The organism is Halorubrum sp. JWXQ-INN 858 (assembly GCF_009806985.1).
GTDB lineage: Archaea > Halobacteriota > Halobacteria > Halobacteriales > Haloferacaceae > Halorubrum.
The window spans coordinates 1-25924 of sequence record NZ_WUAX01000003.1; the positions used below are offsets into that span (position 1 = coordinate 1).

General features: G+C 70.3%; 27 protein-coding genes and 1 pseudogene. 15 read left to right on the forward strand and 13 right to left on the reverse strand.

Going from position 1 to position 25924, the window contains the following annotated elements:
• Positions 1-110: pseudogene (locus GRS48_RS00465) on the forward strand (DoxX family protein); the annotation flags it as partial.
• Positions 111-193: 83 nt separating this feature from the next.
• Here the strand turns inward: GRS48_RS00465 and GRS48_RS00470 are convergent.
• Positions 194-1273, reverse strand: coding sequence for a hypothetical protein (locus GRS48_RS00470; RefSeq protein WP_159482990.1), 1080 nt, complete (start codon positions 1271-1273; stop codon positions 194-196).
• 178 nt (positions 1274-1451) lie between these two features.
• The gene (locus GRS48_RS00475) at positions 1452-1877 is read right to left on the reverse strand and encodes an HAD-IA family hydrolase (protein WP_321168215.1); all 426 of its coding nucleotides are present in this window, start codon (positions 1875-1877) and stop codon (positions 1452-1454) included.
• A 96-nt stretch (positions 1878-1973) separates the two neighbouring features.
• Between GRS48_RS00475 and GRS48_RS00480 the strand changes: the two genes are divergently transcribed.
• Positions 1974-2666: a metallophosphoesterase family protein gene (locus GRS48_RS00480; protein WP_159482991.1), complete on the forward strand. Its 693-nt coding sequence runs from the start codon at positions 1974-1976 to the stop codon at positions 2664-2666.
• Position 2667: 1 nt separating this feature from the next.
• Entirely contained in the window at positions 2668-5328 is a 2661-nt protein-coding gene (locus tag GRS48_RS00485; RefSeq protein ID WP_235027957.1) for a polyphosphate kinase, read from the forward strand.
• Positions 5329-5403: 75 nt separating this feature from the next.
• Here GRS48_RS00485 and GRS48_RS00495 read toward each other — a convergent pair whose 3' ends face one another.
• Positions 5404-5757: a hypothetical protein gene (locus GRS48_RS00495; protein ID WP_394351177.1), complete on the reverse strand. Its 354-nt coding sequence runs from the start codon at positions 5755-5757 to the stop codon at positions 5404-5406.
• Between the two features lie 115 nt (positions 5758-5872).
• Between GRS48_RS00495 and GRS48_RS00500 the strand changes: the two genes are divergently transcribed.
• Positions 5873-6376, forward strand: coding sequence for a winged helix-turn-helix transcriptional regulator (locus tag GRS48_RS00500; protein WP_159482992.1), 504 nt, complete (start codon positions 5873-5875; stop codon positions 6374-6376).
• A gap of 84 nt (positions 6377-6460) precedes the next feature.
• On the opposite strand, the gene GRS48_RS00505 is transcribed toward GRS48_RS00500, so the two are convergent.
• Entirely contained in the window at positions 6461-7516 is a 1056-nt protein-coding gene (locus tag GRS48_RS00505; RefSeq protein WP_159482993.1) for a glycosyltransferase, read from the reverse strand.
• Between the two features lie 83 nt (positions 7517-7599).
• Complete coding sequence (locus GRS48_RS00510) at positions 7600-7872, reverse strand: helix-turn-helix domain-containing protein (RefSeq protein WP_159482994.1); 273 nt, start codon at positions 7870-7872, stop codon at positions 7600-7602.
• A 156-nt stretch (positions 7873-8028) separates the two neighbouring features.
• Between GRS48_RS00510 and GRS48_RS00515 the strand changes: the two genes are divergently transcribed.
• Positions 8029-8778 (forward strand): class I SAM-dependent methyltransferase, encoded by a 750-nt coding sequence (locus GRS48_RS00515; protein ID WP_321168216.1) that lies wholly within the window; start codon positions 8029-8031, stop codon positions 8776-8778.
• Positions 8779-8829: 51 nt separating this feature from the next.
• On the opposite strand, the gene GRS48_RS00520 is transcribed toward GRS48_RS00515, so the two are convergent.
• A complete protein-coding gene (locus GRS48_RS00520; RefSeq protein WP_159482995.1) occupies positions 8830-9240 on the reverse strand; it encodes a TRAM domain-containing protein in 411 nt (136 codons plus the stop codon).
• 201 nt (positions 9241-9441) lie between these two features.
• Positions 9442-10362, reverse strand: a complete 921-nt coding sequence (locus GRS48_RS00525; protein WP_159482996.1) for a YkgJ family cysteine cluster protein — start codon at positions 10360-10362, stop codon at positions 9442-9444.
• A 92-nt stretch (positions 10363-10454) separates the two neighbouring features.
• Here GRS48_RS00525 and GRS48_RS00530 point away from each other — a divergent pair, with 92 nt between their 5' ends.
• The gene (locus tag GRS48_RS00530) at positions 10455-10901 is read left to right on the forward strand and encodes a DUF5788 family protein (protein ID WP_321168217.1); all 447 of its coding nucleotides are present in this window, start codon (positions 10455-10457) and stop codon (positions 10899-10901) included.
• A 105-nt stretch (positions 10902-11006) separates the two neighbouring features.
• Here the strand turns inward: GRS48_RS00530 and GRS48_RS00535 are convergent, their stop codons facing one another.
• The 5 genes from GRS48_RS00535 to GRS48_RS00555 all read right to left on the reverse strand — a co-directional run bounded on the left by GRS48_RS00535 (position 11007) and on the right by GRS48_RS00555 (position 15951).
• A complete protein-coding gene (locus GRS48_RS00535; RefSeq protein WP_159482997.1) occupies positions 11007-11477 on the reverse strand; it encodes a Rieske 2Fe-2S domain-containing protein in 471 nt (156 codons plus the stop codon).
• 367 nt (positions 11478-11844) lie between these two features.
• Entirely contained in the window at positions 11845-12822 is a 978-nt protein-coding gene (locus GRS48_RS00540) for an aminotransferase class IV (RefSeq protein ID WP_321168218.1), read from the reverse strand.
• Positions 12819-13430, reverse strand: coding sequence for an aminodeoxychorismate/anthranilate synthase component II (locus tag GRS48_RS00545; RefSeq protein WP_159482998.1), 612 nt, complete (start codon positions 13428-13430; stop codon positions 12819-12821). Before GRS48_RS00545 ends, GRS48_RS00540 begins: the two co-directional genes overlap by 4 nt.
• Positions 13427-15106, reverse strand: coding sequence for an anthranilate synthase component I family protein (locus GRS48_RS00550; protein WP_159482999.1), 1680 nt, complete (start codon positions 15104-15106; stop codon positions 13427-13429). The genes GRS48_RS00545 and GRS48_RS00550 overlap by 4 nt, the downstream gene beginning before the upstream one ends.
• Before the next feature lie 77 nt (positions 15107-15183).
• Positions 15184-15951 carry a helix-hairpin-helix domain-containing protein gene (locus GRS48_RS00555; protein ID WP_159483000.1) on the reverse strand — a complete coding sequence of 256 codons (768 nt, stop codon included), beginning with the start codon at positions 15949-15951 and terminating at the stop codon, positions 15184-15186.
• 109 nt (positions 15952-16060) lie between these two features.
• Between GRS48_RS00555 and GRS48_RS00560 the strand changes: the two genes are divergently transcribed.
• Positions 16061-16519, forward strand: a complete 459-nt coding sequence (locus tag GRS48_RS00560; RefSeq protein WP_159483001.1) for a transporter — start codon at positions 16061-16063, stop codon at positions 16517-16519.
• Positions 16520-16537: 18 nt separating this feature from the next.
• Here the strand turns inward: GRS48_RS00560 and aroE are convergent, their stop codons facing one another.
• On the reverse strand, positions 16538-17377 hold the full coding sequence (gene aroE / locus GRS48_RS00565; RefSeq protein WP_159483002.1) for a shikimate dehydrogenase: 840 nt from the start codon (positions 17375-17377) through the stop codon (positions 16538-16540).
• Between the two features lie 182 nt (positions 17378-17559).
• Here aroE and GRS48_RS00570 point away from each other — a divergent pair, with 182 nt between their 5' ends.
• From GRS48_RS00570 to GRS48_RS00605, 8 genes are all read left to right on the forward strand, one after another.
• Complete coding sequence (locus GRS48_RS00570; RefSeq protein ID WP_321168219.1) at positions 17560-18510, forward strand: calcium/sodium antiporter; 951 nt, start codon at positions 17560-17562, stop codon at positions 18508-18510.
• Positions 18511-18582: 72 nt separating this feature from the next.
• Positions 18583-20199, forward strand: a complete 1617-nt coding sequence (locus tag GRS48_RS00575) for a D-aminoacyl-tRNA deacylase (protein ID WP_321168220.1) — start codon at positions 18583-18585, stop codon at positions 20197-20199.
• A gap of 90 nt (positions 20200-20289) precedes the next feature.
• A complete protein-coding gene (ftsZ, locus tag GRS48_RS00580) occupies positions 20290-21447 on the forward strand; it encodes a cell division protein FtsZ (RefSeq protein WP_159483004.1) in 1158 nt (385 codons plus the stop codon).
• Between the two features lie 123 nt (positions 21448-21570).
• Positions 21571-21843, forward strand: coding sequence for a hypothetical protein (locus tag GRS48_RS00585; RefSeq protein ID WP_159483005.1), 273 nt, complete (start codon positions 21571-21573; stop codon positions 21841-21843).
• Between the two features lie 124 nt (positions 21844-21967).
• Positions 21968-22144, forward strand: a complete 177-nt coding sequence (locus GRS48_RS00590; RefSeq protein ID WP_159483006.1) for a protein translocase SEC61 complex subunit gamma — start codon at positions 21968-21970, stop codon at positions 22142-22144.
• Entirely contained in the window at positions 22144-22596 is a 453-nt protein-coding gene (locus GRS48_RS00595; RefSeq protein ID WP_159483007.1) for a transcription elongation factor Spt5, read from the forward strand. Before GRS48_RS00590 ends, GRS48_RS00595 begins: the two co-directional genes overlap by 1 nt.
• A 129-nt stretch (positions 22597-22725) precedes the next feature.
• Positions 22726-23874 (forward strand): FAD-binding oxidoreductase, encoded by a 1149-nt coding sequence (locus GRS48_RS00600; RefSeq protein ID WP_159483008.1) that lies wholly within the window; start codon positions 22726-22728, stop codon positions 23872-23874.
• A gap of 95 nt (positions 23875-23969) precedes the next feature.
• Positions 23970-25829, forward strand: coding sequence for an SLC13 family permease (locus GRS48_RS00605; RefSeq protein ID WP_159483009.1), 1860 nt, complete (start codon positions 23970-23972; stop codon positions 25827-25829).
• Positions 25830-25924: the final 95 nt, after the last annotated feature.

The window sequence follows — 25924 nt, forward strand, 5'->3', positions numbered from 1 at the left end:
CCTTCGGCGCGGGCCGCATCCTCGGCGTCGACGCCCACCTCGAAACCCTCGACGTCGGCGGCCAACCCCTCATCGAACGCTACCCCGCCCTCCGCTACCTCCTCGGGTAACCCACCCGAACCCACCCGCTCGACCCGCCCGACTTATCCGCTCGACCCACCGTACCGCCCGCAAATCGTCTTTTCGCACGTTGTTACGTCGATTCATCGTTCTCGCTGAACCGAGTAGAGCCGTCACTGCTATCCAAAATGAACGGTCCAGCCGCCAGTGTCCTAATGGAGATCGTGGCCGTGCGGAGTACGTATGCCGAAAACAACGTGTACGGGATCATCCCGACGATGTACGTGAAGCCGACGAACCAGATGATCGACGGAACGCCGACGATCGGGAACTCCGGTAACAGCCCCGCTCTGAGCGAGAGTATCGCGTAGACGAGATACACGAGGGCAGGAAAAGCGATGACCAGCAACCCACGAGAAAGGTTCGCCAGTTCCTGCTTGAAATAGAGCGTCTTGAAGTATTCCCGACCGATCGTGAAGTATTTGAGGGTTGTGAGAAGTTCGTCGATGTTCTCCAGTTGGCTATCGGTGAGCGTTCCTTCGTGGTCAACTCGGAGCTGGCGGATGGCATAGATCTGTCGTGAGTAGTTATACTGAATCCCGGCGAACATCACCTCGGATATCCCAACTGCGTTCTCTAAGCGGCCTTCAACGGTGTCCACCTGGGTGACGATATCATCCGCAATGAGTCCGACTTGAGACGTAAGCGCCGCACCGTCGTTCGAGGTGCTCTCGGAGAGTTCCTCTGCGTTGGTTCGGATCGAGTCGAAAATCGCTTCAAGGAACGCTGCCGGGCGGGCTGGGCTGACGTCCGAATTCGTGTGCTCCCGAACCGAATCACGAAACGAGAACGTCTCCTCGATCTCCTCTTCTTGATCACCGAGCGCAGTGATCTCCTGTGAAAGGACGATCGAATTCACCGAAAGGGCGATCGACACGAGCAAAATGATCCCACTGAAAAGCGCGAGAAGGATCGTCTGAACCACTTGTTCCTCCGTGAACAGGGTCACGAGCTCGTCCGACCAGATCACACCGCTCCCGATGAATCCGAGGCCGACGAGTACCAACGCGACCGCGGAGACGACCCATCTGTTTCCGTTGACCAGCACCCACTGCAACAGTGGGTTCGTTTCGATCGATATCAGCCCTGCTTCCGACTCGCTCGTTCGCCGTTCGCTTCGTCCGGCGGGCTCGTTGTCGATATCGGTGTCCATACTCGGCATGAGATAACTACGATAGCACACGGCATAACGTACCGTGACTGTCCGACCGAATCAGCGATGGACACCTTCGCTTTAGGTTTGAACGGCTGTTGGGGCTCGATTTCCGAGACGCGTTCTCGTCCGAAACGGCAGGTCCGCCGAAACGTGGGTCGTCCCTCTCAGTTCTCGCTCACGTTCGCTCCGTGACGAACGGAAGCAGGTCCTCCAGGCTCCGGATCTCGGCGACGGGCTCGACGTCGAGCTCCAGGCTCGCGTTGTGGTCGCGCCGAATGAACACGCCGTCGAGGCCGGCGTTCTCGGCGGCGCGCATGTCGCTCTCGCGGTCGCCGACGTAGAGCCCGTTCGTCGCGTCGAGCGCATCGAGTGCCTCGTTCAGGTAGTGTGGGTCGGGTTTCCGGCGGGCGAACCCTTCCGGGCCGAGGTCGCGGCCGCGGGCGAACCCGAACGCGTCCAGGCGGAAGTGGTCGACGACGAACGCGACGGTGGGATCGTAGTTGTTGCTGACGAGGCCGACGGTCGCGTGGTCCGCGAGTCGGTCGAGCGCCTCGACGTCGTCGTACAGTCCGCGAACCCCCGCCGCGAGGCGCTCGATCACGGACCGGGTTCGCGGCTGGCTGCGTCGACGGAGTATATAGGAATATATACGGCTCTTAGCGGCGCTTAAACGGGGATGGCGCGTAGGTGGAACTGAATGGATCGACAGTTCCACCCGGAGGTCGCGCCGCACCACCGGCGGATCGACCTCGACGACTTCGACGACGCGTACGTGATCGGCGACGTGCACGGCTGTCCGGAGCCGCTGGACCGGCTCCTGTCGACGCTCGGCGTCACCGACGACGACCTGCTCCTGTTCGTCGGCGATCTCGTCAGGAAGGGCCCGGACAGCGCCGCCGTCGTCGAGCGCGTCCGTGACGCCCCCAACGCCTTCACCGTTCGGGGGAACAACGAGGAGAAGCTCCTTCGGGGCGAGAAGTCGCTCCCGGGGCTGTCCGACGACGACCTCGCGTGGATCCGGTCGCTGCCGGTTGCCATCTCCGTCGGGGACGACCTGATCGTTCACGGCGGCGTGGACCCGCGGAAGCCGCTGGCCGAACACACGATCGACGACCTCCAGAACACCCGGTCGCTCGCGCCGGGCGGGAGCTACGACCCGCCCTACTGGTACGAGGAGTACGCGGGTCCACCGCGGGTGTTCTTCGGTCACACCGTCCTCGACGAGCCGACGGTCTCCGAGTGGGCCGTCGGGCTCGATACGGGCTGTGTGTACGGCGGGACGCTCACGGCGTACGACCTGCGGCGCGGGACGCTGACCACGGTGCCGGCCATGCGCGGCGGCGTGGACCGCAGCGACGCGAAGATCGTCTCCGTCGCGGAACTCGACTGAGATGGTCGACGCGAACGGGGAGGTGGCCGACGGCACGGGTAACGACGACGCTCCAGCCGATGGCTCCCTCGCCGACGACTCTGCGGGCAACGACGACGCTCCAGCCGACGACGACAACGGCGAGCCGGCCGACCCGCCGTCGGATCCGACGGTCCTCTCGCCGGACTCGTGGCGTGACGCGACCCCGCCGCGGACGCCCCCCATCGCCTCGACGCCCCCGCCGACGGGCGCACCCTTCGACGAGGCGGGGTGGTACCTGAACCGCGAGCTCTCCGAACTCTCCTTCCAGTGGCGGGTGCTGTACGAGGCGCTCGACGAGCGCCAACCGCCGCTGGAGCGGCTCCGGTTCCTCTCGATCCTCACGCGCAACCTCGACGAGTTCTTCATGAAGCGGATCGGCGGGCTGAAACAGCAGATCGACGCCGGGACCACGGAGCCGACCGTCGACGGGGCGACCCCCGAAGCGCAGTGGGAGGCCGTCCTCGACGCCGCCCGTGACCTCTCGGAGACGGCGTCGCGGTGTTATCACGGCGCGGTCCGGCCGCGGCTCGCGGAGGCCGGGGTCGAGATCCTCGGGTACGACGACCTGTCGGCGGCCGAACGGGCCCACCTCCGGAAGCGGTTCGAGTCCTCGATCCTCCCGACGCTGACGCCGCTCACGTTCGATCCCGCACACCCGTTCCCGTTCCTCTCGAACCTCTCGCTGTCGCTCGCGGTGCGGACCCGCGACGACGACGGCGAGGAGCGGTTCTCCCGGATCAAGGTCCCCGAGAACCTCCCCCGGCTGGTGCCGACGCTCCCCGACGGCGATGGGGGCAACGGGGGCGACGCCGACGCGTCCGCCCCGGACGCCCCGGACGCCCTGGACGCCTCGGGAACCCCGAACATCCCGAACACCCCGGACGCCGACCGTACATCCAACGTCGAGGGGACACGGCTGATACCCGTCGAGCGGGTGATCGCGGCGAACCTCGACCTGGTCTTCCCGAACGTGGAGGTGGTGGGCCACTCGACGTTCCGCGTGACGCGCAACGCCGAGGTCCGCCGCAACGAGGACGTCGCCGAGGGGCTGATAGAGCGGATCGAGGACGTCCTCAGACAGCGGCGCTTCGCGACCCTGGTCCGTCTCGAGGTCGACGAGGACACCTCCGACGCCGTGCGCGACCTCCTCGTCAAGCACCTCGACGTCTCGGAGGCCGAGGTGTTCGAACGTCGTGCCCCCCTGGCGCTGAGCGGGTTCACCCAGCCGTACGACCTCGACCGGCCGGACCTCAAACACCCGCGGTGGACGCCACAGCAACACCCGCGGTTCGCCGGGCTCGACTCGAAGCGCCCGGACGAGCTGTTCGCCGAGATCCGCGACGGCGACGCGTTGGTTCACCACCCGTATCACTCGTTTTCCGACACCGTCCAGACGTTCCTCGACGCCGCGGCCTACGACGCCGACACGCTCGCGATCAAGGCGGCGATCTACCGGACGGCACCGGACTCGCGAGTGATCCGGAGCCTGATCGACGCCGCCAAGAACGGCAAGCAGGTGGCGGTGATGGTCGAGCTGAAGGCGCGGTTCGACGAGGAGAACAACCTCCGCTGGGTCAAGCGGCTGGAGGAGGAGGGGATCCACGTCGCGTACGGTTCCGTCGGGCTGAAGACCCACAGCAAGGTCGCGCTCGCGGTTCGCGAGGAGGGCGACGACGTCCGGATCTACTCGCACGTCGCCACCGGAAACTACCACTCCGGGACGGCGAACGGCTACGTCGACCTCGGATTGTTCACGGCCGACCCGGACGTCGGACAGGACCTCGTTCGGCTGTTCAACTCCTTTACGGGCCACTCGCGGCACCAGACGTACCGGAAGCTGTTGGTCGCCCCCGAAACCCTTCGCGGACGGTTGTACGAGCTGATCGACCGCGAGATCGCCCACGCGAAAGCCAGCAAGGCGGAGGCGAACGGCGACGGCAGGGATGACGGGAACGGCGACGGGAGGAATGGCGAGAACGGCGACGGCAGGGGAGGCGGAAACGGCGACGGCGGAAACGACGACGGGGAGGATGGCGCGAACGGCGACGGTGTCGGCGGCGTCGACGACCGGGGCGGCCGGATCGTCGCGAAGATGAACGCCTTGGAGGACCCGGCGGTCGTCGAGAAGCTGTACGAGGCGGCGAGCGCCGGCGTCGAGATCGACCTGATCGTCAGGGGGATCTGCCGGCTCCGTCCGGGCGTGCCGGGCGTCACCGACGGCGTCCGCGTCCACAGCGTCGTCGGGCGCTTCCTGGAACACTCGCGGGTCTTCCGGTTCGGCAACGCCGGCGACCCGGACTACTTCGCCGGCTCCGCCGACTGGATGACCCGCAACCTCGATCGGCGGGTGGAGGCGGTCGCGCCGGTCGAAGATCCGGTGCTCCAGGCCGAACTCGACGTGATCCTCGACACGATGCTCGAGGACAACCGCCGGCGCTGGACCATGCGACCGGACGGCAGCTACGTCCAGGCGAGACCGGCGGCCGGGGAGCCGGTCCGTGACACACACGAGGCGCTGATGGCACGCGCACACGAGACCGCTCCCGACGAGGACCGTCTCCCCTCGCGCGAGCCCGAAGCCGGCCGGGAGCCGAACGTCGACCTCGACGAGGTGTTCACCTCGGAGGGCGACCTCGAGTGAGGAGCGGGGACCACCCCTCCGACCGCGCGGCCCGATCGCCGGCGACGCTCCGCGATCCCCGCCACCCGTCGACGATCAGCTCGCGTCGTCCTCGCCGCGAAACGACCCCGGCGTGTGCGCGTACACCGCGTAGAGCACGACGGCGGCGATGAGGAAATCGAGGCTGTGTTCGAGGAAGTGATGGATCGGCATCGGGACGTAGCCGAGCACGGTCGCCGCGCCGACGACCGAGCGGAACCACAGCGCCCCGATCGCGAGGCTGATCAGGAGGTACTGTCTGCGTCGGCGTCTCGCGTACGCGACGAGGCTGACGGCGAACAGGATCCCGGTGCCGATCCCGGCGACGGCGACGACCGCGAGAAGCGGGAGCGACCCCTCGACGCCCCACCCGTTCGCCGCGGTCGGTACGAGCGCGGACACGTACGTCACGGATACGCGAGCGTCCGTGCGGGAGGGTTAAGAGCTTACGGGCGCGGGAAGCCGTCACCACGCGGTGAGAATCCGGGAGAGGCTTTACTCCGAGAGCCCGAAGTATCGGTATCGAATGACGACGACGCGCGACCGGATCCGCCGGCACGTCCGCCTGACGCCGGGGGTCCACTTCAGTCGCCTCGGGCGCGATCTCGATCTGGCGACCGGCCAGGTCCAGTACCACCTCCGCCGGCTGGTGCGCGAGGACGAGCTGGTCGCCGAGGAGGTCGGCGGGCGGACCCACTACTTCGTCCCCGAGTTCGACCCGTGGGAGCGCCGGGCCCTCGCGTACCTCCGCCGGGAGACGTCGCGAGGGATCGTCGTGCGGCTCCATGCGAACGGCCCCGCCCGTCCGGTCGACCTCGCGGCCGAGCTCGGCGTCGCCCGCAGCACCGTCGCGTACCACGTCTCGAACCTCGCCGACGCCGGCGTGATCGAGCGGTCGGAGTCGACCCCGATGCGGGTGTCGCTCGCGGACCCGGACCGGACCGCGGAGCTCCTCGACGCCGTCTCGCCGTCGCTGCCCAACCGCGTCGTCGACCGGTTCGTGCGGACCGTCGACCGGCTGTTCGAGTGACGGCTCGGTCGGACGGCTGGCCGTTCGAGTGACGGCTCGGTACATGACCGCCCGCCCGTCCGACCGATCCCCAACGGCGACGCCTCACTCCCGCTGGTCGTACTTCGCGACCGCGCGGTCCGCCCGCCGCGAGAGGCCGTTCGGGTTCCGCGCCGGCGACCGGTCCTTCGTTCGGGCGACGATCCCGTCCGACACCCCGGTCGCGATCCCGAACACGACGTCGCGGCCGTTCCCCGCCCACCCCGACGGGGTCGTGTCGCCGCGAACCACGTCGCGGGCGACCGCGACCGCGTCCTTCACGGCATGGGTTCCGGTCCGAACGAGGACGCCGGGGCGGATCCCGTAGTTCTTCAACAGCCGGTACGCGAGCGCGCGGTACTTCCAGCCCCAGTCGCGGGAGTCACGCCCCCCGTCGGCCGCCCTGCAGTCGGCGGGCTCCTCGAGGACCGACAGCTCGGGTTCCCAGACGACCGCGTGGTCGGTGCTCGCGAGTCGGTGGGCGACGTCGCGCGCGCCGCCGGTGTGGAGGTACTCGTCGAAGCCGTCGAGGTCGCGGAGCGTGTCGCGACGGAAGGCGACGTTGCCGCCCGCGAAGTAGGTCACCTCCCGCCCGGCGATCCGACGGCGCTCGGGACCGTCGCGGCCGTCACGACCGTTCGAGCCGCCGGAATCTGCGGCGTCAACGGCCTCCGCAGGATCCGTGGTGTCGGCGGCGTCCGCGGCATCCGTGGCGTCCGTGGTGTCCGCGACGTCGGCAGCGTCGCCCGAGTCCGTCGGATCCGATCCCTCCGAGGTCGGGACCATCCGGATCGGTCCCGTTACGACGTCGCCGCGTTCGAGGCCGCGTTCGAGCGCACCGACCCACGACGCGCCGATCCGGTTGTCGTAGTCGACGAAGGCGACGACCGAGCCGGTCGCCACCTCGATGCCGGCGTTGCGCGCGACGTTCACGGTCCGGTCGGAGATCTCCACCAGCACGTCGACGTCGTCCCGTTCGCGCACCATCCCGGTGGTCCCGTCGGCCGAGGGGCCGTTGACGACGATCACCTCGGCGTCGGGCGCGTGGACCGCGAGCGCGTCGAGGCACGCGGCCAGCTGATCCCGACCGTTGAGCGTCGGGACGACTACCGAGAGGTCCATACGTGGTCGTGTCGTCCCGTGGAGTTAAAAAGGGCGTCGTCGTCGCCGTCGTCGCCATCGTCGCTCGAAGGGCGGTTCCGGGATCAGACCGTCAGGAAGTACACCTGTTTCCGGGCGTCCTTGAAGCTGTACCGCGAGTCGACGAGCCCCTGCTCCTCCAGCCGGTTGAGCGCGTACCGAACCGTCCGATCGGGGAGCAGCGACTCCTCGGCGAGGCCGCCCTGCGAGAGGGGAGCGTCGCTCTCCAACACCTTCGCGACGAGCTTGGCGCTCGGCGGCAGCTCGCGTAACCGCTCGCGGTACTCGCTCTCGGAGAGGCGGTCCTGTTCTGCGGTCTCCACGTGACTGGTACTCATGTTTCACGCAAACCCCCCGCCTGTTGGTAAAGGTTGGCTACATATGGGGGGATCCGATAGGAACAATATAAGGTCATAATACCACGGTGGGAGAGCGCGACACGGTCCGGTCGCATCCAGTACGGTTTTGGTCGTCCGGCATGGAACACGGATACCGTGAAGGGACAGGATTGGTATCAGGCCGACGCGGTCGCCGAGGAGTACGATGACGTCCGCTTTTCGGGCGGCGGGGCGCTTATCGACCGGCGCGAGAAGGAGGCGGTCCTCTCCGCGCTCGGCCCGATCGACGAGGGCCACCGCGTGCTGGAGGTCGCCTGCGGCACCGGTCGGTTCACGACGATGCTCGCGGACCAAGGGGCCGACATCGTCGGGCTCGATATCTCCCGCGAGATGCTCGAACAGGGGCGCGAAAAGGCCGCCGACGCGGGGCTCGCCGACCGGGTCGAGTTCATGCGCGGCGACGCCTCGCGGCTCCCGTTCCCTGACGACCACTTCGACTCGGTCGTCGCGATGCGCTTTTTCCACCTGATGGACGACCCCATCCCGTTCATCGAGGAGCTGCAACGTGTAAGCAAGGAGCAAGTGTTCTTCGACACGTTCAACAGACGGAGCCTCCGGGTGCTGTACACGTGGCTGCTTCCGATGGGCTCACGGCTCTACTCGGAGGACCAGGTCGTCGAGATGCTCCGCGCCGCGGACCTCACGCTCGTGAACGAGGAGCACGACTTCGTGCTGCCGTACGGCTTCTACCGCGAGCTGCCGGGGGCCGTCGCGAAACCGTTCCGCGCCGTCGACGAGCTCATCGGGAACACGGTTCCCGGCGACTACGTGGCATCGGTGTCCTACTGGAACACCGCCGTGTCGTCGTCCGGGTCGTCGTCCGGGTCGTCGGCCGCGTCGGAGTAAGCGCGCGACCGTCGTCGCCGCGGCGCACGTCGCCGCCGCGGTCCGGCGTCGTCAGACGTCCTCGGCGACGACTTCGCCGACCGCGAAGTTGGACTTCACTTCCGTCACCTCGATCTTCACCCGTTCGCCGACCTCCGCGCCGGGCACGATGATCACGTAGCCGCGCTCGACGCGGGCGATCCCGTCGCCCTGTTTGCCGAGGTCCTCGATCTCGACGTAGCGCATCTCGCCCGGCTCGACGGGCGGCTGTGGGCCGTCGCTCGAGCGCGAGGAAGACGTCTCGGTTCCGCCGTCGGACGCCCCGTCGTCGCCCGCCCGGGAGATGAGCGCGACCCGATAGGTGTCGCCGGGATCGATGGATCCGGTTTCGATCTCTCGCGGCGGGACGTCGACGACGTAGCCGTCGTCGTCCTCGCGAACGTCGGCGCTGAACAGACAAAGGAGCTTCTCGGAGATTTCCATAGTAGACTCCACCCGTACGTAGCGACCGGTGAATATAGTTGTACCGCCGACATCGCCCGTGGCCGAGCCGACCGATCTGATCGAGCCGACCGAACCGACCGAACCGACCGAACCGACCGAACCGACCGAACCGACCGAATCGACCGAATCAACCGAACCGACTGAATCGACCGAGCCGGCCGAACCGACCGAACAGGCCGGTTACCGGGAGTCGCGGTCGTCAGACCCGCTCGAGGGCCGCTCCGTGCCACCGATTGGCGTCCCGTCCGCGCGCTTCGCGCCCTCGGAGTCGAAGACGACGACGGGCGCGTCGGTTCCGGCTCCGATCGCCGGGTCGTACCCGTCGCGGACCCCGATCGCCTCCTCCAGTTCGCGGACCGCCCGTTCCTTGAGCGCCGCCGCCAGCGCCTCGGCGTCGTCGCGGTCGATGTCGCGTCCGAGCCCCTCACACTCGTGCGCGCGGACGACCCCCGCGGCGTCGACCGGCTCGCCCATCGGCTGACTCGTCCCGCCGAGCGCGACGCTGAACGGGTACGTCCGGCAGATCAGTGGGCGAGCGTCGTGAACGGTACACGCCCCCTGGCCGTCAGCTTCCTCGTAGAACGTGCAGTCGCCGCAGTCGTCGGTCGCGAGCGCCCACTCGAACGTCTCGCCGACGGGATCGCCGTCGCCGTCCGTGGCGAGCCCGTAGGGCATCGGGCGGGCGACGTCGCGCCAGTCGTACGCCTCCCCGAACGCCGCCTCGGCGGCGTCCGCGACCGCCCGGACCTCGTCCGGGAAGACGGTCGCGGTGTGTGGCTCGCGGTCGTCGTCCGCCCCGGCATGGTCCGCACCAGCCCCGCCGTGACAGCCCGTCTCGACCTCGTCGGGAGTGACCGTCCCTTCGTCGACGGCCTCACCGATCCGTTCACCGTCGCCTTCGTCGACGCCCCCACCGATCCGTTCACCGTCGCCTTCTGCCACGCCCTCGCCGGCCGGGGCCCCGCCGGGTTCGTCGGGGGCGTAACCCGTACAGCAGCCGCCACAGCGCGTACACTCGAAGCCGATCGTCTCGATCGCGTCGGCCAGGTCCCCGACCTGGAGGTCGCGGGCCCGGTTGAGCTCGGTTTCGAGGCGCTCCATACCCTCGGATCGGCCGGAGGCGGGTTAACGCCGTCCCTTCGCGGGCGGGTTCGTCGAAGGAGAAAAGTACGATCGGGCCCTACCGGTCGGGCGTGAAGGAGTACGAGCGGAAGGGGCTCCTCGAGCGGATCAACCGCGAGGCGGCGACCGTCGGCGCGGACATCCCCGACGAGATCGAGGTCCAAGGCGAGCCGATCGACCTGCGGTCGTTCGTCTTCGAGATCAAGCGGCGCGATTCGGTGCCGCCCGGCGAGCGCGATCGGGTCGATCGAGCCAAGCGCAACCTCCGCCGCGAGCGGCTCCGTCGCGTGGAGCGCATCGAGGGGAACGAGGTGAGCTACGAGGAGGGCGAGGCGCTCGCGGCGTCGATCATCGGGATCGACCGCGCGCTGGAGGCGTTGGAGGGGCTCGACGCGCCGGGGCCCGAAACCGAGGCGCAACGGCAGTCGGCGGCCGACCAGAAGCGCTGGATGAGCTTCCTCCGGAAGGCGCTCGGCCGCGACGGGGGCGGTCGCGGGGGCTCCAGACAGCGGTTCTGACGGAGTGAGTCGTTGTGGGGCCGGCACGGGAGCCGCACGGGAACCGCCGCCTCCGTCAGTTCCGATGAGGATCTGTTCCCGATGAGGATCCGTTTCCGATGGCGATCAGTTCCCGGTGAAGTCGATCCGGGAGCCCTGTTCGTGTTCGCGGTTCGCGGCCGGACCGAGCCGGACGAACTCGTAGGCGTCGTCGTCGAGGTACACCGCCCCGTCGGCGACGGCGACGCCGACCGTCTCGAGGACGGAGCCCTCACACGGGCCGAAGTCGCAGTAGCCGGTGTCGGCCTGGAACGTCGCGCCGTGTTTCTGACAGAAGATCTCGCCGTTCCGGACGAACGCGCCGTCGTCCCTGTCGAGCCGGACGTCGGTCCAGTGTTGACAGTAGTTCCGGAAGGCGGCGACCCCGTCGGCGAGCCGGATCAGGATCGCCTCCGCCTCCGGGGTCCCGTCGTCGTCCGCGCCGACGTCGCCCGTGTCGTCCGTGACGGCGTCCGGGTCGACGAGGCGAAGCGTCACGAGCAGCGTGCTGTCCTCGGGAACCTCCTCGACGGCGACGATCCGGCGGTCCGCGTCCATACCCGGCCGTGGTCCGGGGCCGGTGAAAACGTTGCGCGTTCGGCCGGCCGACGGGTCGCTTATAAGTGATCGGTGGGCGGCCGGCGGACTCTTTATAAGCGATGATGGATGGCAGGCGGGGCGTTATAAGTGACCGGTGGGCGGCAGGCCATCGGCGGTGGTCGGCGGTCGGTCGAGCGTCGGCCTCCACCTCCCCAGCCTCGGCAGCGGGCCGCCGCCGGACGCTGCTCGGCGGCGGCCCGCTGACCTCCCTCGCGCACGCTCGCGGGCTCCCGTCGGTCGCCCGCGGGAACCGCGCGCGCCGACGCAGGACGGCCGGGCCGTTCGGATCTGTGATAAGCAGCATCCACCGGGGACGGCCTCCCGTTTATAAGCGCTCGCCGTCGTAGTGTCGCTCCTCGACCCGGCGGTCGTAGAGCCGCGAGAGCAGCGTCGTCAGCGGGCCGGCGACGCCGTCGCCGTCGCCGTCGACCGCGATGCCGTCGACGGTTTCGACGGGGCGGAGCTCCCACGTCGAGTTGGTACAGAACGCCTCGTCCGCGCCGCGCACCTCGTCGGGCGTGTACCGGCCCTCCTCGACCGGGATCCCCTCCGACTCCGCGATCTCGATCACGGTTCGGCGGGTGACCCCCGGGAGCACCGGCCCGTCGAGCGACGGCGTCTTCAGGGCCGTCCCGTCGGCGAAGAACAGGTTCGAGGTCGCCCCCTCGGCGACGTGACCGTCCTCGTCGAGCATGACCGCCTCGTCCGCGCCGGTCACCCGGAGCTCGAGCCGGGCGAGGATCCCGTTGAGGTAGTTGTGCGTCTTCGCCGCGGCGGGGATCGCCCGGTTCGGGACCTTTCGCGTCTTCGTCGTCTGGAGCGTGGCGGCCCCGTCGAAGACGGGCTCGGAGCCGACCCCGCCGCGCGCGAGCGGCTTCGCGATCACGACCACGGTCGGGTCGACCTCGGGCCGCGGGTCGAGCGTCCCGGGCTGGACCCCGCGCGTGATCGAGAGCTTGACGTACGCGTCCGCGAGGTCGTTCGCGGCGAGCGTCGCGTCGATCCGCGCCCGCAGGTCGACGTCGTCGAGCCCGTGGTCGAGCGCGAGCGTCCCGCAGGTGGCCGCGAGCCGCTCGGCGTGTGCCTCCCAGCGGAACACCGTCCCGCCGTACGCGCGCATCGTCTCGAAGGCGGCGTCGCCGTAGGCGAACCCGCGGTCCTCCACCGACACCGTCGCCGCCGAGGCGGGCACGAGCTCGCCGTCAACGTGGTAGACGGGTTCGTCGTCCGGGGCGTCTCCGGCGGCGTCCCCCGGACCGTCGCTCCTCGCACCGTCCCCCGGACCGTCGGTCGGTCCGCTCACGGCTCACACGACCCCACGAAGTTCCGCACCATCCGCTTCCCGAGGGGCGTCAGGATGCTCTCGGGGTGGAACTGGACGCCGATATGCGGCCGGTCGCGGCGACGGACCCCCATCACGACCTCGCGTTCGTCCTCGGTGCGGGCGGTCTCGACGAGCTCGTCGGGGAGGTCCTCGCGCTCGACGCACAGCGAGTGGTAGCGGCCGACCTCGACGCGGTCGGGCAGCCCGGTGAACACGCCGCCACCGTCGTGCGTGACGACCGACGGCTTCCCGTGGACGACCTCCGGAGCGTGGCCGACCGGCGCGCCGAGGTTCGCACAGAGCGCCTGGTGGCCGAGACAGACGCCGAACACGGGGCGGTCGAGATCGAAGACGTCCATCGAGACGCCCGCCGATTCGGGGGTCCCCGGGCCGGGCGAGACGACGATCCCGTCCGGGTCCAGCCGGCGGATCCCGTCGAGGTCGACCGCGTCGTTCCGGCGCACCGTCACCGCGCCGGCGACCTCCCCGACGTACTGGACGAGGTTGTACGCGAACGAGTCGTAGTTGTCGACGACGAGCACCCGCGCGTCGGAGTCGCCCGCGCCGGACCGCCAGGCCGCGGTCATTCCCCGCTCACCCCCTCCCCCTCGACGTCGAGGTCGCCGGCGGCGAGCGCCTCGTCGACCGCGGTCACGAGCGCCCGGGCCTTCGCGAGCGTCTCCTCGTACTCGGCGTCGGGGTTCGAGTCGTGAACGATCCCCGCGCCGACGCGGAGGTGGTACTCGTCCGCGTGTCGGACGAGCGTCCGGATCACGATGTTCAGCGTCGCGCGCCCGTCGAACCCGGCGGCGAGCATCGATCCGGTGTAGGGGCCGCGGCGGGTCCCCTCCAGCTCGTCGATGATCCCCATCGTCCGGGGCTTCGGGGCCCCCGTGATCGTCCCGCCGGGGAAGCACGCGGCGATCGCCTCGGCGAGCCCCACGTCCGGCCGCGCCTCGCCCGTGACGAGGCTCACGAGGTGCATCACCTCGGAGTACCGGTCCACGCGGCGGTACTCGGGCACCGACACCGTGCCGAACCGGGACACCTTCCCGAGGTCGTTCCGCTCGAGGTCGACGAGCATGGCGTGTTCCGCGCGTTCCTTCGCGTCCCCGGTCAGCTCCGCCTCCATCGCTGCATCCGCCTCGGACGTCCCGCCGCGGGGGCGCGTCCCCGCGATGGGTTCGGTTCGGAGCCGCGCGCCGCGGTTCGGGTCGTCGCTCGGGACGCGCTCCAACAGCAGCTCCGGGCTCGCGCTGACGAGGTCCGCGCCGCGCCCGTCGAGCCCGAACTCCAACAGCCCGGAGTAGGGCGCGGGGTTCACCCGCCGCAGGGCGTCGTAGGCCTCGACGGGATGGACCGCCGCGGCCGCGGTGAGTCGCTGTGAGACGTTCGCCTGGAACGTGTCGCCGTCGCGGACGTACGCCTTGACCCGGCGGACCGCCTCGGTGTACGCCTCCCGCCCGACGTCGCTCTCGAACGTCGCGCTCGACGACGCACTTGGCGACGTGCTTGGCGACGTGTCCGACGACGCGCTCGACGACGCGGTCGGCGTGGGATCGACGGTCGGATCCCCCGTCCGGATCCGCTCGACGAGCGCGAGCGCCCGCTCGACGCCGGCGTCGTACGCCGCATCGAGCGCCGCGCGGTCGGCGTCCGGGTCGTCCGCTCCGGCCGGCACGGGCGGGCAGGCCGTGACTCGGAGCGGGACCTCGACACCCGTGGTTTCCGACCCCTCCACGGGACACTCCCACGCCGCGACGCGGTCGAACACGCCGACCTGCAGGCGCGGGAGCCCGCGGTCGTCGACGGCGCCGGGACCCTCCGGCGGCGGCGCGGGGAAGGCTTCCAGCTCGCGGGCGACGTCGTAGGAGAGCCACCCGAACGCCCCGCAGGGGTACGGGACGTCGCAGTCGCCGCGGGCCAGCCGTTCCCCGTCGAGCAGGCCGTCGAGCGCGGAAAGCGTCGGCGTCGCCCGCCGGTAGTCGCCCGTCGGACTCCGGCCGTCGCCGGGGCCGTCGGCGACGACGGCGTCCGGGGCGACGCGGAGCCGTTCCACGGGGTCGACTCCGAAGTAGCCCCAGCCGGACTGGCCGCCGGTCGTCTCGTAGAAGAAACCGCCCGGGCCGTCGCGGGCCCGCCGGTAGGCGTCGAACGGGTCGTCGACGGCGACCCGCACCTCGACCGGGACACGGGTTCCCGTGGAAGCCGCGGCGGCGACCTCGCGGAAGCGCTCCCGGTCCGTGTGGACGCGTTCGGTCATCTACCACACCGTTCGGCGGGGAGGGTGAAACGGTTGCGGTCGATGGAGGGCCCGCCGCGGGGGAGCGTCGGTCGCGGTTAGCGCGCCTTCGCGCGGTCGATCCACGTCGCTGCGCGCTTCTCGCCGACGCTCGCACCCTCGGCGACGGCGGCGGGATCGGCCGCCGCGAGGTCGGTGACGCTGTCGATCCCGATCGCCGAGAGCCGCTCGGCGTAGGCGGGCCCGATGCCCTTGATCGAGTCGACCGGCTCGCCGTCGTCAGCGGTGGTGTCGCGGGCCTCGTCGTTGACTCCGTCGTCGGTTTCGTCGTCACCCTCGCCACCCTCATCGCCTTCGTCGTCGACCGGCTCCGCCTCGTCGTCCGGTTCGAGGTCCCCATCCGATTCGAGGTCCGCGGCCGATTCGAGGTCCGCGGCCGATTCGAGGTCCGCGGCCGGCTCGGCTTCGGCTTCGTCCCCGACGGCGACGTCGTCGGCTTCGGGTCCGGCGGCCTCGGCGGGTTCGGCTGCCCCCGCGGGCTCGCCGGTGTCGTCGACGAGAGAGTCGGTCGAGGCGGCCGCTTCCGTACCGCTCGCGGCGGCGTCCTCGCCCGACGCGTCATCAGCGCCCGACGCGCCATCAGCGCCCGACGCGTCATCAGCACCGACCGGCTCGTCCACGGCGGGTTCCTCGCCGTGTGCGGCGGTTCCCTCGTCGTCCGTGGTGGTTCGCTCGTCGTCCGTAGCGGTCTTCCGGTCGTCTCCGTCGGCCTCCCGCTCGACGGTCACTTCCGTCTCCCCGGTTCCGTCCTCGGCGGACCCGCCCCCGAGCCCGAGCTTCTCCTTGAGTTTCTGCAGTAGGGCCATTGGTGACGGCTACGCATGGTGGATATTTAAAAGCCGGTAACCGTGGCGACATTTCGGCGACCGCGTCCGTCCCGCCTGTTTATAAGGTTCGTCAGACGGACCGTCGGGTATGGAACTCATCCATGCGGTCATGTGGTCGCTCCACGTCGGCTTCGCGGTCCTGTGGACCGGGAGCGTGCTGTTCGTCACCGTCGCGGTGCTCCCGCCGGCGACGCGGGGGGAGATCGGTGCCGACGCGCTCGCGTCCCTCGTCGGCCGCCTCCGATGGATCACGCGGATCGCGGCGGTCGCGTTCCTCGTCACCGGCGGCCACATGGCGGGGACCCTCTACACCGTCGAGACGCTCACGGGCACCGGGCGCGGGCACCTCGTGTTGACGATGTTGGCCCTCTGGTTCCTCGCGACCGGCCTCGTCGAGGCCGCCGGCGGGAAGCTCGTTTCGGGGCTCGACGCCGGGAAGCTCCGCGAGCCCGCCCGCGACGCGAAACCCCTCTTTTACGGCGCGGCCGCCCTCTCGGTCGGACTCATCGTCACCGCGGGGCTGCTCGCGAACCCCTTCGGGTTCTGACGGCTCGATTCGACCTCGTTATTTTAGGCCCGCCCGCAGCGCCTCGTTCATCTCGTCGACGGGGGCGTCCTCGCCGGTCCAGATCTCGAACGCCTCGACGCCCTGGAACAGCAGCATCCACGCGCCGTCGACGGTCGTCGCGCCCGCCGCGGCCGCCTCCCGCAACAGCCGCGTCTCGATCGGCGAGTACACCGCGTCGAGCACGGCGAGGTCGGCGTGGAGGTGTGCCGCCGGGACGGGAGTCGCCTCGGGGTCGTCCATCCCGACGCTCGTCGCGTTGACGAGGACGTCCGCGGCGGCGACGCGCGCGCCGAGGTCGTCGAGGCCGCCGCCGGTCGCGCCGGGAACGTCGGCGGCGAGCCCGGTCGCGCGCTCCGCGGTGCGGTTGGCGACGTGGACCGTCGCGCCGGCGTCCGCCAGCGCGAACGCCGCCGCCCGCCCCGCGCCGCCCGCGCCGACGACGACCGCGTCGGTGCCCTCGAGCGCGACGTCGTGACGGGCGAACGCACGGACGACGCCGGCCGCGTCGGTGTTGTAGCCGCGTGGACGGGGATCGTCGCCGTCATCGAGGGCGTCGCCGAAAACGGGACCGAAGTCGATCGTGTTCACCGCGCCGATCCGTTCGGCGAGCGGGTCGACGGCGACGGCGTCGAGCACGTCTCGCTTGAAGGGAATCGTGACGTTGAGTCCGCTGACACCGAGCGCGGCCGCGCCTTCGACGGCCGCGACGGCTCCGTCGCGATGCGGCTCGAAGGTGACGTAGCGCGCGTCGAGCCCGAGCGCCTCGTAGCCGGCCTCGTGCATCGGCGGCGACAGCGAGTGCCCCACCGGGTTGCCGATCAGTCCGTAAACGTCCATGCCCGAACGAGCGGACGGTTCGACTTAAAAGGCGCCGGAGCGACCGCCGTGAGGCTGGGCAGGCCTCGTGACGAGGGCCGTAGGCGCGTCCTGTAACGGGGAGCCGGGCCGTAGCGCGTCCTGTGATAGGGAACCGGCCCGCACCGCGGCCCTTTTTAGTCGAACCGCGTGAACCCTCGAACGTGCCTCTCGGGTCGCCGGTCACCGAACTCCTGCTGTTGGCGGCGGGCGTCGCGCTGCTGTACGTCGGCGCGGAGCTGTTGGTGAAGGGCGCGGCCGACCTCGCGCTCGCGATCGGGCTGCGGGCCTCGACGGTCGGGGTGACCGTCGTCGCGTTCGCGACGACCGCGCCGGAGCTGTTCGTCGCCGTCGTCGGCGCGGTCACCGTCTCGACGGACATCGGGCTGGGCGCGATCGTGGGGTCGAACGTCGCCAACATCGGGCTGGTGCTCGGGCTCTCGGCGCTGATCCGCCCGCTCGACGTCTCCGAAACCGTGTTCGAGCGCCACGTCCCGTTCATGGTGTTGGCGGCGTTCCTCCTCGTCGCGCTGGGTTGGAACGGGCGGATCGGGGCCGCCGAGGGGGTCGTCCTCCTCGTCGCGCTCGGGGTGTTCACGCTCGTCGTGCTGCGCCGCATCCAGCGCACCCAGTCGGGGATCACGGCCGCCGAGCGGGACCGCATGCCCGACGCGAAGCCGCGGGACGTGGCGCTCGTCCTCGGCGGCATCGTGGCGCTCCTCGTCGGGTCGCGCTGGCTGATCGGCGGGGGTCGCGACCTGCTGGCCGCCGCCGGTTTCTCCGACCTGTTCATCGGGCTCACCGTGCTCGCGATCGGCACGTCGATGCCCGAACTCGCCGCCAGCGTCGTCGCCGCCGTCCGCGACGAGGCGACCTTCAGCGTCGGCAACGTCGTCGGCTCGAACATCTACAACGTGCTCGCCGTCATCGGGATCCTCGCGGTGATCACCCCGGTGGAGGTGAGCGCCGGCGTCCGCGCGTTCGAGTTCCCCGCGCTCGTCGCATTCACCCTCCTCGTCGTCGGCCTGATGTACCGCGGGAAGCGGCTCTCCCGCGTCGACGGCGCGGTGCTCGTCGTCGCGTACGTCCTGTTCGTCTCCCAGCTGTTACCGTAGCGATCACCCCGCCCGCGACGGTCCGTCGGCGAACCGATGGCTATTCGGCGGCCGACGCCCCACGGTCGGGCCGTGATAGCGATCGTCGTCAGCCGGGCCGACAGCGCCTCCGAACACATCGGCGAGCACCTGCTCGAGCTCGAACCGTGGGCCGCTCACGAGGACGGGAGCCGGCCCGACGGCGACGGCGGCGGGACGTACTACCGGACCGAGGGCTTCGAGCTCCGGTCGTTCGACGGGATCCACGTCTCGCTCGACGACCCCGCGCCCGCGTTCGGCGGGGGCGACGAGGACGATGGCGACGATGGGGATCGCACGGCGAAGGACGGCGGAGACGCCGCCGACGGGACCGCCGGGCCCGACCTGCTCGTCTTCGTCTCCAGACACTCCGGCGACACCGGCCCGCTGCTGACGGCCCACTTCACGGGGAACTTCGGGCCCGCGGAGTACGGCGGCGACGACGGGGGGCTGGCGCGGGCCGCCCCCGGCACCCAGAAACGCGTCGTCGACGCGCTCGCGCGACACGCCCCCGACGGCTACGACGTCGGCATCGAGGGAACCCACCACGGCCCGACGGACGTGTCGGTCCCGTCCCTGTTCGTCGAGCTCGGCTCCGACGAGCCCCAATGGGCCGACGAGGAGGCCGCCCGCGCGGTCGCGAGGGCGGTACTGGACCTCCGCGACGCCGCGAACGGCGGGCGCGATGGCGACGGGACGAGCGAACCGGTCCGGGAGCACGGCGACGACGACCCGTCCGCCGGCCCCGACCTGCTCGGCACGGACGGCGAGCCCCGCCACGTGGTCGGCTTCGGCGGCGGCCACTACGCGCCCCGGTTCACCCGGATCGTGGCCGAGACGGAGTGGGCGGTGGGCCACGTCGGGGTCGACTGGGCGCTGGCGGCGATGGGCGCGCCCGAGGCGAACCGCGACGTGATAGCTCGCGCGTTCGAGCGGAGCCGCGCCGAGCACGCCGTTATCGAGGGGGACCGCCCCGCCCTCGCCGCGGTCATCGAGGACCTCGGCTATCGGGTCGTCGGCGAGACGTGGGTCCGGGCGGTCGGGGACCGGCCGCTGGCGCTCGTGTCGGCGCTGGAGGAGGCGCTGTGTCCGGTCGACGACGGGCTTCGGTTCGGCGACGTCCTCCCGTCGATCGACCGTACCGCGGAAGGGACGCCGTCGCCGGACCGAGCCCCGGTCGACCCTCGTCGGTTTCGGGACGCGGTCGTCGTCCGGCGGCTCCCGGGCGAGCTGCTCGCGCGGGCGCAGGGGATCGACGCCGAGGCAGCCCGTGCCGCGGTGAGGTCGCGGACCGTCGCGTTCGAGACCGAGCAGGCGGGCACCGTGGCCGCCGGCCGCGCGGCGTTCCCGGCGGGAGCGGACGGGTACGCCCGGCTCGTCGCCGACCTCGTCGACGTCCTCCGCGGGCGATACGACGAGGTCGCGATCGAGGGCGGCGCGGTGGTGGCCCGCGAGGCGGCGTTCGACCCGGCCCTCGCGGCCCGACGGGGCGTCCCGGAGGGGCCGGCGTTCGGCCGGCTCTCGGCCGGCGAGCCCGTGGAGGTGGACGGCGAGGTCGTCACGCCCGCCGACGTCACCCGCTCGACGGCGGACCGGTTCCCGGTCGCCGGCGACGCCCTCGAGGCCGGGGAGAGGGGCACCGGTGATCCGGCCGGCGGATCCGGCGCGTGAAACCCGGCCGTTCGCACGCCACGGGGCGTCTGACCCGCGTATGACGATTGGGCAAAGATAAATAGGCGGGGGTCGCAACTGGTCCACATAATGGACTCTATCGTAGAGGACGCGATCGACGAGGCCGAGGAGTCACCCGCGGAGGGTGACGACGGGTTCGGCGGCGGGTCCGGCGACGGCGGCAACCCCTCCGGCGGGACCCCTCGAACCGGGACGATGACCGACGACGAGCTTCAGGACGTTCTCAAGGAGCTCCAGACCAACATCACCGTGGTCGGCTGCGGCGGGGCGGGCGGCAACACCGTCAACCGGATGACCGAGGAGGGGATCCACGGCGCGAAGCTCGTCGCCGCCAACACGGACGTGCAACACCTCGTCAACATCGAGTCGGACACGAAGATCCTCATGGGTCAACAGAAGACCCAGGGACGCGGCGCGGGGTCGCTCCCGCAGGTCGGCGAGGAGGCCGCGATAGAGTCCCAAGAGGAGATCCAGGACGCGATCGACGGCTCCGACATGGTGTTCGTCACCGCCGGCCTCGGCGGCGGCACCGGCACCGGTTCGGCCCCCGTCGTCGCGAAGGCCGCCCGCGAGTCGGGCGCGCTCACCATCGCCATCGTCACCACGCCGTTCACCGCCGAGGGGGAGGTCCGCCGGACGAACGCGGAGGCCGGCTTGGAGCGGCTCCGTGACGTCTCCGACACGGTCATCGTCGTCCCCAACGACCGCCTGCTCGACGCCGTCGGGAAGCTCCCGGTCCGGCAGGCGTTCAAGGTCTCCGACGAGGTCCTGATGCGCTCGGTGAAGGGGATCACGGAGCTCATCACGAAACCCGGCCTCGTCAACCTCGACTTCGCCGACGTCCGCACCGTCATGGAGAAGGGCGGCGTCGCGATGATCGGCCTCGGCGAGTCCGATTCCGACTCGAAGGCGCAGGACTCCGTGAAGTCGGCGCTCCGCTCGCCGCTGCTCGACGTCGACATCTCCGGCGCGAACTCCGCGCTCGTCAACGTCACGGGCGGCACCGACATGTCGATCGAGGAGGCGGAGGGCGTCGTCGAGGAGATCTACGACCGGATCGACCCCGACGCCCGGATCATCTGGGGCACCTCCGTCGACGAGGAGCTCGAGGGCGAGATGCGGACGATGATCGTCGTCACCGGCGTCGACTCCCCGCAGATCTACGGCCGAAACGGGGGCGACGAGGAGGCCGCCCAGCAGATGGAAGACATCGACTACGTCGAGTAGGCCCTTCCGAACGTTCTCGCTCCCGCCGCTCCCGGCCGCCCCGCCGTTTGACCCCTCCAGTCCGCTTCCGTCCCCCTTCACCCCGCCGCTTGACCCCTCCGGTCCGCTGCCGCCCCCTCCACGATGTCCATCCGCACCGCCATTCCCGGCACGAGCCCCGACGCCGTACCGCCCGTCGACGCTCCCGAGCCGGACACGGATCGAGGCTTCCCCGACGGCGTCGACGTGTCCGTTATCGCGTTCGCCGCCGTCCTGACGACGCTCGTCGTCGTCGGGAGGCTGACCGGCGACCCCGTCACGTGGAGCGAAGCGCCCGGCGTCGTCTCGAACGCGCTGACCGCGGCCGCGATCGCCGGCGGGGTCGGGTGGCTGTTCGGGCACGTCGGCGACCCGTGACGCCGCCTCGGGGCTCGCGGTCACGGTCACGGGCCACGATCGCGCACGCGTCGAGCCGAACCGACGTCGGCGACCGGACCGCATCAAAAGGTAAAAACCGTCTCGTCTCGAAGCCGCTCGTAACATGGACGTTCCGTACGACCTCAACAGCTACATTCGGGTGCTGAAGCTGGCCAGCACGCCGAGCACCGACGAGTTCCTCCAGGTGTCGAAGATCGCCGGTGCCGGCATCGTGCTCGTCGGGTTCCTCGGCTTCATGATCTTCGCGGTGATGAGCCTCCTCCCGGGGGTCGGAGTCTGATGCCGATCTTCTCCGTCAAGACCACCGCGAGACAGGAGCGCACCGTCGCGGACATGCTCGCCGAAAAGGAGATGCCGGAGATCCACGCCGTCATCGCCCCCGACCAGCTCACGAGCTACGTGATGGTCGAGGCCTCCGACGGCAACGTGTTCGCCCGCATCCTCGACGAGATCCCGCACGCTCGCGGCGTCATTCAGGGCCCCGACGGGGCCGCCCAGAGCCCGTTCTCCGAGGTCGAACACTTCCTCTCGCCGACCCCCGACGTCGAGGGGATCGGCGAGGGCGACATCGTCGAGCTCATCGCCGGCCCGTTCAAGGGCGAGAAGGCGCGCGTCCAGCGCATCGACGAGGGCAAAGACCAGGTGACCGTCGAGCTGTACGAGGCCACCGTCCCCATCCCCGTGACGGTCCGCGGCGACCAGATCCGCGTGCTCGACTCCGAAGAGCGGTAATCCGGTCACGCCGACGGAACCTTCCTCAAACCGGTCGGGGTCCCTTTCGTGCCGCTCCGGCGCGTCCCCGCTCTCCGAAGCGTCTTCCCCGACTCGAACGCTTATCCCGCCGGCTTCCCTGCGGGCCGTATGCACGTCGTCGTGATCGGTGGCGGGATCGTCGGGCTGTCGTCGGCACACGCGCTCGTCGAGGCGGGGGTCGACGTCACCCTCCTCGAACGCGGGTCGTTCGGCGCGGGGAGCACGGCGCGGTCGGCCGGCGGGATCCGGGCGCAGTTCTCGACCCCGATCAACGTCCGGCTCTCCCGGGAGAGCCTCCCGGTCTGGGAGTCGTTCGAGGAGCGGTTCGGGGTCGACGTCGGCTTCCGACAGCACGGGTACCTCCTGCTCGCCCGAACGGCCGCGAGCGCCGACGCGTTCGCGGAGCACGTGGCGATGCAGAACCGGCTCGGCGTCGACAGCGAGCTCCTGACGCCACGGGCGGCGACCGAGCGGTGTCCGGGGCTCGATCCGGAGCCGTTCCGCGCGGCGACGTACCACGCCCGCGACGGCTACGCCGATCCGAACCTCGCGGTCCAAGGCTACGCCCGGGCCGCCCGCGAGGGCGGGGCCGACCTGCGGGCGGGTACCGCCGTCCGGGACGTCCGAGTCGCCGACGGGCGCGTGACGGGCGTCGAAACCGACGACGGCCCGATCGCGGCCGACGCCGTCGTCAACGCCGCCGGCGCGTGGGCGGCGGGGATCGCCAGCCTGGCCGGTCGTTCGCTGCCCATCGCCCCGCGGCGGCGACAGGTCGCGATCGTCGAGCCGTCCGACGGGATCCCCGAGACGGTCCCGCTGACGATCGACATCGACACGGGGTCGTACTTCCGCCCGGAGCGCGAGGGGACCGCCCTCGTCGGCGGTCACTTCACGGACGAGGACCCCGACGTCGACCCCGACGCCTACGGGGAGTCGATGGCGTTCGACTGGGCGGCGACCGCCCTCGACCGCGCCGCCGACTACGCGTCGTACTTCGGCGAGGCGTCCCGGCTCAAGCGGGGCTGGGCCGGGCTGTACGCCGTGACGCCCGACCACCACCCGATACTCGAGGAGACGCTCCCCGGCTTCGTCACCGCCGCGGGCTTCTCGGGGCACGGCTTCCAGCACGCGCCCGCGACCGGACAAGTCGTCGCCGAGCTGTGTGTCGACGGTGCGGCCTCGCTCGACGGGGTCGACGCGCTCGCGAGCGACCGGTTCGAGTCGGGCGACGGACCCGTGGAGCGGAACGTCGCGTGAGGGCGGTGTCACGTGAGGGTGGTCGGGGCCGACCGGGGTCGGCCGAGGTCGAGAGCCGCACCGTTTTTACCTTCCGTCGGTGTTCCGTAACGTAGATGCGTGGATCCGTGATCGGACAGTCGACGGGCGAGATACCGGCGCTCACGCCGGAGATCCTGTTGATGTTCGGGATCATCGCGGTCGCGCTCGTGCTGTTCATCACGGAGCCGGTCCCGATCGACGTCGTCGCGATCGCGGTGATGGTGTCGCTCGTCGTCCTCGAACCGTGGACGGGCGTCGACGCGGCGACCGGGATCGGCGGCTTCGCCAGCACCGCGACGGTCACCGTCCTCGCGATGTTCGTCCTCAGCGAGGGGATCCGCCGCTCCGGGCTGATAAACATCGTCGGCACGGAGATCGCCGAGCGGTACGGAACGAGCCCGTACAAGCAGCTGCTCGCCGTACTCGGGCTCTCCGGCGGGAGCGCGGGGTTCATCAACAACACGCCGGTCGTCGCCGTGATGATCCCGATGGTGAACACGCTCTCCCGGAAGACCGGGATCTCCCCGTCGAAGCTGCTCATGCCGGTGTCGTTCGCGGCGATGCTCGGCGGCATGCTGACGCTCATCGGCACCTCGACGAACATCCTCGCCTCCGACGTCTCCGGGCGGCTCATCGGCCGCCCCTTCTCGATGTTCGAGTTCACCCAGCTCGGGCTGATCGTCCTGGTCACGGGCGTCGTCTACCTGGCGACCGTCGGCCGGCTGCTGATCCCCGAACGGATCAAGATGGACGACGAGCTGATCGAGGGCTTCGACATGACGGAGTACCTCACGGAGGTCGTCGTCACCGAGGAGTCACACCTCGTGGGGAAGACCGTCAACCAGTGTTTCGCCGAGCTGGACCTCGACGCCGACATCGTCCAGCTCGTGCGCCACGACCAGGTCTTCACGGAGCCGCTGGCGCGCAAGGAGGTCCGCCCCGGCGACGTGCTCGTGTTGCGGACCGACCGCGAGAGTCTGCTGACGCTGATCGAAACCGAGGGCCTCGAGCTCGCGCCGGACGCCGACGTCACCGAGGAGCGGCTCCAGGCCGAAGAGGAGGACGTCGAACCGGAGGACGACCAGCGGCTGGTGGAGATCGTCGTCTCCCCGGAGGCGAGGATCCTCGGGCAGACGCTGGAGTCGTTGAACTTCAGACAGCGGTACGACGCGACGGTGTTGGCGCTGCGTCGCGGCGGCGAGATCATTCACGCGCGCATGGACGAGCGGGGGCTCCGGGCGGGCGACACGCTCCTCATTCAGGCCTCCGAGGGGACCGTTCAGCGGTTCGCGAACGACCGCGAGTTCATCGTTGCACAGGAGCTGACGCTCCCGGACTTCCGGTACCGGCGTATCCCGGTCGCGCTCGGGATCATCGCGGCCGTGGTGGGGCTCGCGGCGCTCGACGTCCTGCCGATCGTCATCAGCGCGCTCGGCGGGATCGTCGCGATGGTGGCGACGGGCTGTGTGAAGCCGAACGAGGTGTACGACTCGGTCGACTGGAGCGTGATCTTCCTGCTCGCGGGGCTCATCCCGCTGGGCGTCGCCATGGAGCGGACGGGGGCGGCCGAATGGCTCGCGACGACGGTCCTCGTGTTCGCGGTCGGGCTCTCCCCGGCGGTGGTGTTGGGGCTGTTCTACCTGTTCACCGCGCTCGTCACGAACGTCGTCAGCAACAACGCGAGCGTGGTGTTGATGATCCCGGTCGCCATCGAGGCCGCGCTCGCGATCGGCGCGGACCCGTTCACCTTCGTCCTCGCGGTGACGTTCGGCGCGTCGACCGCGATGCTCACGCCGATCGGCTACCAGACGAACCTGATGGTGTACGGCCCCGGTGGCTACCGGTTCGGCGACTTCTTCCGCGTCGGCGCGCCGCTCCAGCTGATACTGGCGGTCGTGACGACGCTCGGGCTGTTGTTCTTCTGGGGGGTTTGAGTCGGCTCTCCGTTCGACCGACGCCCCGACGGACGGGACGTCGAAGCCGAAACGGCGCGACCACGAAGCGACGAGTGGACACGTATTTGTGCGTC

Bases quoted from the DNA above. Each gene is read 5' to 3' on its own strand.
- GRS48_RS00525 (WP_159482996.1), bottom strand. From the start codon at position 10,362: ATGGAGCGCCTCGAAACCGAGCTCAACCGGGCCCGCGACCTCCAGGTC.
- GRS48_RS00560 (WP_159483001.1), top strand. From the start codon at position 16,061: ATGGAACTCATCCATGCGGTCATGTGGTCGCTCCACGTCGGCTTCGCG.
- GRS48_RS00510 (WP_159482994.1), bottom strand. From the start codon at position 7,872: ATGAGTACCAGTCACGTGGAGACCGCAGAACAGGACCGCCTCTCCGAG.
- GRS48_RS00590 (WP_159483006.1), top strand. From the start codon at position 21,968: ATGGACGTTCCGTACGACCTCAACAGCTACATTCGGGTGCTGAAGCTG.
- GRS48_RS00500 (WP_159482992.1), top strand. From the start codon at position 5,873: ATGACGACGACGCGCGACCGGATCCGCCGGCACGTCCGCCTGACGCCG.
- GRS48_RS00555 (WP_159483000.1), bottom strand. From the start codon at position 15,951: ATGGCCCTACTGCAGAAACTCAAGGAGAAGCTCGGGCTCGGGGGCGGG.
- GRS48_RS00585 (WP_159483005.1), top strand. From the start codon at position 21,571: ATGTCCATCCGCACCGCCATTCCCGGCACGAGCCCCGACGCCGTACCG.
- GRS48_RS00595 (WP_159483007.1), top strand. From the start codon at position 22,144: ATGCCGATCTTCTCCGTCAAGACCACCGCGAGACAGGAGCGCACCGTC.
- GRS48_RS00600 (WP_159483008.1), top strand. From the start codon at position 22,726: ATGCACGTCGTCGTGATCGGTGGCGGGATCGTCGGGCTGTCGTCGGCA.
- GRS48_RS00520 (WP_159482995.1), bottom strand. From the start codon at position 9,240: ATGGAAATCTCCGAGAAGCTCCTTTGTCTGTTCAGCGCCGACGTTCGC.
- GRS48_RS00545 (WP_159482998.1), bottom strand. From the start codon at position 13,430: ATGACCGCGGCCTGGCGGTCCGGCGCGGGCGACTCCGACGCGCGGGTG.
- aroE (WP_159483002.1), bottom strand. From the start codon at position 17,377: ATGGACGTTTACGGACTGATCGGCAACCCGGTGGGGCACTCGCTGTCG.
- GRS48_RS00485 (WP_235027957.1), top strand. From the start codon at position 2,668: ATGGTCGACGCGAACGGGGAGGTGGCCGACGGCACGGGTAACGACGAC.
- GRS48_RS00605 (WP_159483009.1), top strand. From the start codon at position 23,970: ATGCGTGGATCCGTGATCGGACAGTCGACGGGCGAGATACCGGCGCTC.
- GRS48_RS00535 (WP_159482997.1), bottom strand. From the start codon at position 11,477: ATGGACGCGGACCGCCGGATCGTCGCCGTCGAGGAGGTTCCCGAGGAC.
- GRS48_RS00550 (WP_159482999.1), bottom strand. From the start codon at position 15,106: ATGACCGAACGCGTCCACACGGACCGGGAGCGCTTCCGCGAGGTCGCC.
- GRS48_RS00480 (WP_159482991.1), top strand. From the start codon at position 1,974: ATGGATCGACAGTTCCACCCGGAGGTCGCGCCGCACCACCGGCGGATC.
- GRS48_RS00505 (WP_159482993.1), bottom strand. From the start codon at position 7,516: ATGGACCTCTCGGTAGTCGTCCCGACGCTCAACGGTCGGGATCAGCTG.
- GRS48_RS00470 (WP_159482990.1), bottom strand. From the start codon at position 1,273: ATGGACACCGATATCGACAACGAGCCCGCCGGACGAAGCGAACGGCGA.
- ftsZ (WP_159483004.1), top strand. From the start codon at position 20,290: ATGGACTCTATCGTAGAGGACGCGATCGACGAGGCCGAGGAGTCACCC.